Annotated in this window: 4 protein-coding genes; 3 read left to right on the forward strand and 1 reads right to left on the reverse strand. The window is 75.6% G+C overall.

The annotated features are described in order from the left end of the window. On the reverse strand, window positions 1-829 hold an 829-nt coding region (locus tag ACFT2C_RS28845; RefSeq protein ID WP_377210546.1), incomplete at its 3' end, for a hypothetical protein. 173 nt (window positions 830-1002) lie between these two features. Here ACFT2C_RS28845 and ACFT2C_RS28850 point away from each other — a divergent pair. Genes ACFT2C_RS28850 through ACFT2C_RS28860 form a run of 3 tightly spaced genes read left to right on the forward strand, consistent with a single transcriptional unit; the run spans window position 1003 to window position 5337 of the window. Next, window positions 1003-2454 carry a condensation domain-containing protein gene (locus tag ACFT2C_RS28850; RefSeq protein WP_377210547.1) on the forward strand — a complete coding sequence of 484 codons (1452 nt, stop codon included), beginning with the start codon at window positions 1003-1005 and terminating at the stop codon, window positions 2452-2454. Further along, window positions 2451-3986, forward strand: coding sequence for a condensation domain-containing protein (locus ACFT2C_RS28855; RefSeq protein ID WP_377210548.1), 1536 nt, complete (start codon window positions 2451-2453; stop codon window positions 3984-3986). The genes ACFT2C_RS28850 and ACFT2C_RS28855 overlap by 4 nt, the downstream gene beginning before the upstream one ends. Beyond that, window positions 3967-5337, forward strand: coding sequence for a condensation domain-containing protein (locus ACFT2C_RS28860; RefSeq protein ID WP_377210549.1), 1371 nt, complete (start codon window positions 3967-3969; stop codon window positions 5335-5337). The genes ACFT2C_RS28855 and ACFT2C_RS28860 overlap by 20 nt, the downstream gene beginning before the upstream one ends. Window positions 5338-5408: the final 71 nt, after the last annotated feature.

The following is a 5408-nucleotide window of genomic DNA, read 5'->3' on the forward strand; positions in this document are numbered from 1 at the left end:
GGACCTGGGTCTCGACAGGCTCGACCACCGTGGCTTGCCCGACCGCCGGGAAGAGCTCCGCGACCGACGTCTCGACCGGCGGCCCGGCGGTCGGGCCCGCCGCGCCCGTCGAGGCCGCCCGCCGGTCGCGAGCCGCCTGCCGGTCGCGAGCCGCCTGCCGCGTCCTGGCCTGCGCCCAGCGCGCGACGGCCGCCGCCTGGGCCGCTGCGTCGGCGGCGTCCGCGAGCAGCGCACGGGTACCGCGCTCGGGAGCCGGCACGACTATCGGGTCGGCGTGGGTCGAGGCGCGCACCAGGGCGTCGATCAGCGCTGCGCCGTCCGCCACGGCGTGCGCGCAGGTGAGCGAGACGATCCCGCCGACGACGGCGCTCTCGCCGGAAGCCTCGACCCCGCCTGCCCCACCCGCGGCGGGTGCCACGATGTCGGCGGCGGCGAGCCGCCAGGAGTGGCCCCGGGCCGGGTCGAGCGGGACGTCGGCCTCGGCCAGCGCCCACCTGCCGACCCCGTCCTCCGCGACGGCAGCGGTCTGCAGGTCGAGGACGGGCAGCGTCGCGGCGGGCGCCCACCGGTGCCGCGCGCCCGGCACGCGGGCGCGGACCACCCGCCGGTGCAGCGACCCCGCGGCGATCCCGTCGGCCAGGACGCGCAGGCGGTCGGCGTCGTACGGGCCGTCGAGACGCCACAGCACCTGGTTCACCGCAGGGCTGGCGTCGCCGTCGTGCCGGCGCAGGAACATGTCGTCTGCGAACTGCAGGCGCAGTGCTGGTGGCGGGTTCACGCTCGTCCTCCCGATCGGGTTCGGGTCCGTGCTGGGCACCGTGCTCTTCAAGGGCCAGACCATACCGGGCATACGAGCGGGGACTGACTTTCACCCTACTATTCCGGTATAGGGGACTAACTTTCACCCGACGATTCCGGTATAAAGGTCGGCGCAAGGGGACCGCGGAACTCGTCCGACGTCGTGCTGGCCGTGCCCACATAACGATCTAGGGATCCGCCCGCATGGAATACACCGAGCTTTCGGCCTACGACCTGCCGGCCGGGACCGTGACGTCCTGGACGCCGCGGGCCGACGCCGGCCGCTGGCAGCAGGACCCGCGCGACCTGTCGCCGGGCCACGAGGCGCACCTGCGCGACTCCGAGCCCGGCTCCTGGATCGGGTCCGTGCTGCGGGTGCCCGGCCCGTACGAGCCGGAGCCGCTGCGCCGCGCGATCCACGCGTGGGTGAGCCGCCACGAGGTGCTGCGCACCACCGTCACGCAGGACGACGGAAGCGGCTGGCGCCGGGTGACCGCCCCCGCCGAGGCGGTGACCATCCGGGACCTGGTGGTCGGCGACCTGACCGCCGCCCAGGTGGGCGCCCTGTTGCCGAGCCTGCTCGCCGACGTCTCGCCCACCGCCTGGCCGCACTGCGTCATGGCGAGCGTCCTGCCGGAGCCCGGCTCGCCGGGCGACGACGGCTTCGTCCTCGCCTTCGGCGCCGACCACTCGGTGATGGACGCGTACTCCCAGCTCCTGTGGTTCGAGGAGATCGTCTCGCTGTACGACGCCGCCCGCCGCGGCGTGCCCGACGCCGAGCTGCGGGCGCTGGAGGTCGGCTCCCACGTCGACTTCTCCGCCGAGGACCGCAAGCTCGCCATGACGCTCGCCGCCGACGGCGAGCCCGTGCGCCGCTGGCTCGACTTCCTCGGGCCGGACGCCGCCTTCCCCCGCTATGGCACCGGCATCACCCGTCCCGCAGCCGACGCCGCCGAGGCGGCCCGCCCGCAGGCGTCCCGCTCGTACTGGCTCGCCACCGTCGACCAGACCGACGACCTGAGCGCCCGCAGCCGGGCCCGCGGCGCGTCGGCGCAGTCCGGTGTGCTGGCCGCGTTCGCGCACGCCGCGCGCCGGGTGCACGGGCTGGACCGGCTCCGGTTCGTCCTGCCGATGCACACCCGGTACGCGCCCCAGCACGCGGCCGCCGTCGGCTGGTACGTGGGCCTGTGCCCCGTGGACCTCGACCTCTCCGGCGTGGACCCGGTGCTCCGCGACGTGGACGCCGGCCAGGACGACCCGGCCCGCGTGGTCGACGGGAACGCCCTGGCGGACGCGATCGAGCGGGTGCACGCCGCGGTCTCCGCGAGCAAGCCGCTGGTGCGGTACTCGTTCGCGCGCATCGCCGAGCTGGGCGGCATCACCGACGGCCCGCACTTCGCGGTGTCGTACGTCGACACCCGGTTCGTGCCGGGGGCCGAGCGCTGGAGCACCTGGGCGGCCAGGACCCTGCGCAGCCCCGCCTACGGCACGGACGAGCTCTACCTCTGGTTCCTGCGCACCCACGACGGGCTCAACGTGTCCACCCGGTACCCCGACACCCCCGAGGCGCACGCCGCGATGGACGCCCTCGTCGAGGAGCTGCGCACCTGTTTCCGGGCCTTCGGGTCCGCCGGTTTGAGAGAGGCAGTCGCATGATTCTCGGCGCGATGGGCACGTGGACGGTACATCCAGGACAGGTGCTGCACCTGAGGCCCACACCGGTGGCGCTCGACGCGGCGGCGTCGGCCCCCGTGGACCCCGGGCCGCCGTCGTTCCTGCAGGGCGACCACCTGGGTGCCTACGCGGCGCGGCGGGCCTCCGGCGGCCGGCACCGCGCGTGGACGGGGACCGCGACCCACCTCGAGGGCGCGTTCGACGGCGCCGCGCTGGCGCGGGCGCTGACCCGGCTGGTGCGGCGGCACGAGGGCCTGCGCACCTGGTTCGACGTCGACGCCTGCGCCGACGGCGGCGCCCCGGTGCGCCACCTGGTGCCCGCGGACGCCGTCGGCTTCGAGGTGGTGGACGTCCCGGCGTTCTCGCCCGGGCCCGGCCTCCCGTGGGACGAGTGGGTGACGACGCACCTCAACGCCACCTTCGACGCCGCCTGCCGCCCCGACTCGTGGGCGCCGTTCGCGCTCGGGGCCGTCGTCTCGGACGACGGGTTCAGCCTGTTCTGGGGCTGCGACCACGCGTTCACGGACGGCGCGTCGCAGCTGATGGTGCTCAGCGAGATCGAGGAGCTGTACGCGGAGGAGCTCGATCTCCGCGGGTCGAACCCGTCGCGACCGGAGCCCGCGACCGCCGGCTCGGTCCTCGACCACGCGCGGGCGGAGCACGCCCTCGCCGCCGCTACCCCGCCGGACGCCCCCGAGATCCGGGCCTGGATCGACGCCGTGACGGCGCACGACGGCCGCCTGCCGCGCTTCGCCCTCGACCTCGGCCTGGAGGCGGGGGAGACGGCGCCGGTGAAGATCCGCTCGGCGACCCTGCTCGACGCCGACGGCCTCGCCCGGATGGACGAGCTGGTCACCGCGCACGGCGCCCGCTTCACCGGCGCGGTGTTCGCGGGCATCGCGCTCACCGACACCCGGCTGACCGGTGCCACCGACTGGTTCGGTGTCACGGTGGTGGGCTCGCGCGGACCCGGGTTCGAGACCTCGCAGGGCTGGCTCTGCAACTTCGCGCCGGTCACCTTCCCGGTGGCCGACGGCCGCGTCCCGGCGTCCTTCACCGACGTCCTGCCCGCCGCGAACGCGGCGTTCCGCCAGGCCAGGAAGGTGGCGTCGGTCCCGGTGCACGCGGCGCTCGGCGTCATGCTGGCCGACGGCGTCCTCGACCCGGCTTCCCTCGGCAGCCCGCAGCTCATCAGCTACCTCGACCTGCGCCGGTTCCCCGGCGTCGGGCGGCCCGCCTACGACAACGGCCTGCACTTCACGGGGGAGGGCCGCACCGGCAACGCGTCGCTGTGGGTGAACCGCGACCACGAGCGGCTCTACCTCGTCATGCAGACCCCTGACACCCCGGCCGCCCAGGCGGCCGCGGACCGCTACATCGCCGAGCTGACCGCGACGTTCGAGGCGGCCGTCGGCTCGCTCGTCACTGCGGCCGGGGCGGCGGGCGGAGCCGGGGCCGCCGGCGGCGTTCGGCACGAGCATCTGGAGGCGACCGGTGCGGGTCGTCTCGGCTGACCTCTGGGAGCCTGCGCCGGGCCGGGTGCTCACGTGGGACGTGCTGCCGGGCACGGCCCGGCCGCCCGCCCCGGCGCCGATGACCTACAACCAGCGCAACCACCTCCTCGGGGCAGCCACTGGGGAGCCGAGCGTGTGGATCACCGCCACGTTCGACGTCGACGGCCCGGTCGACGCCGACGCCCTGGAGGCCGCCTTCCGCGACCTCGTGGCCGGGCACGCCGGGCTGTCGGTCGAGGCGGTGCGCCTGCCCGCGGGTGTGGGCTTGCTGCGGCACGATCCCGCCGAGCTCGTCTGGCGGCGTCACGACGGGCCTCGCACGCGGACGGTCGCGGACACCCGCGAGCACCTGGTGGCCGAGCTCGGCCGCCGGTGCGCGCCCTTCGGGTACCCGGCGTTCCTGCCCGCCGCGATCAGCCGCCCGGACCGGTCGACGATCGTGCTCGGCATGGATCACCTGCACACCGACGCCTGGTCCACGACCGTGGTCGTCGACGAGCTGGCCGCGCTCTACGCGGCGCACGCCGGGCGCGCGGCGGGTCCGCCCGCCGTCGCCTCTCCCGTGCAAGCCGTGCCGGAGGCTCTACCGGCCACCTCGGTCACCGTGGGTGTGAACGACCCGCGGCTCGTGACCTGGCATGGCTTCCTCCGCGACCGCGGCTGGGCGTTGCCCACGTTCCCGCTGCCGCTCGGCGTGCCCGACGGCGAGCGGGTGCCCCAGCGCACCGTCGTGCGCCCGCTCGCCGACGCGGTCACCGCCGACGCGATCGCCGAGCGCGCCAGGTCGGCCGGCGCATCGACGTCGGCCGCCGTGCTGGCCACGCTCGCCGCTGCCGTCGCCGATCTCGGCGGGCCCGACGTCCTGGAGACACTCCTGCCGGTACACACCCGGGCCGACGCCGCCGCTCGCCGGGCCGTCGGCTGGCACACCACGACCGTGCCGCTGCGCATCGAGGTCGCCGCCGCCGTCGGGGCCGGCACCACCACCGTCACGGACACGGCGCTCGCCGCCACCGGCAAGGCCCTGCGCGCCGCGCGCGAGCTGTCGGATGTGCCGCTCGAGCAGGTGGTGGAGACCCTGCCGTGGCCGCTGCGGTTCCCGCGGGTGGACATCTTCCAGGTGTCCTACCTGGACTACCGGCGGCTCCCGGGGCACGCGGCGTCGGCGGGCCGGCGAGCACACCACATCTCGGCCGCCACCCGGGCCGACGACCTGCAGCTCTGGGTGTCCCGCACCGACGACGGGGTCGCGGTGCGGGCGCGCATGCCGCGCACCCCGACCGCCGTCGAGACGGTCGACGCGCTGCTCGACCGCTGGGCGAGCCGGCTGGCGGAGCTGACGCACGGCTGACCGCGCGACGGGCCGACATGGAGAGGTCCGCTTCGAGAACGCCATTGCGCTTGGTTCCACGGCTGGAACCT

This window comes from Promicromonospora sp. NPDC057138 (assembly GCF_042670845.1).
GTDB lineage: Bacteria > Actinomycetota > Actinomycetes > Actinomycetales > Cellulomonadaceae > Promicromonospora.

Bases quoted from the DNA above. Each gene is read 5' to 3' on its own strand.
- ACFT2C_RS28850 (WP_377210547.1), top strand. From the start codon at position 1,003: ATGGAATACACCGAGCTTTCGGCCTACGACCTGCCGGCCGGGACCGTG.
- ACFT2C_RS28855 (WP_377210548.1), top strand. From the start codon at position 2,451: ATGATTCTCGGCGCGATGGGCACGTGGACGGTACATCCAGGACAGGTG.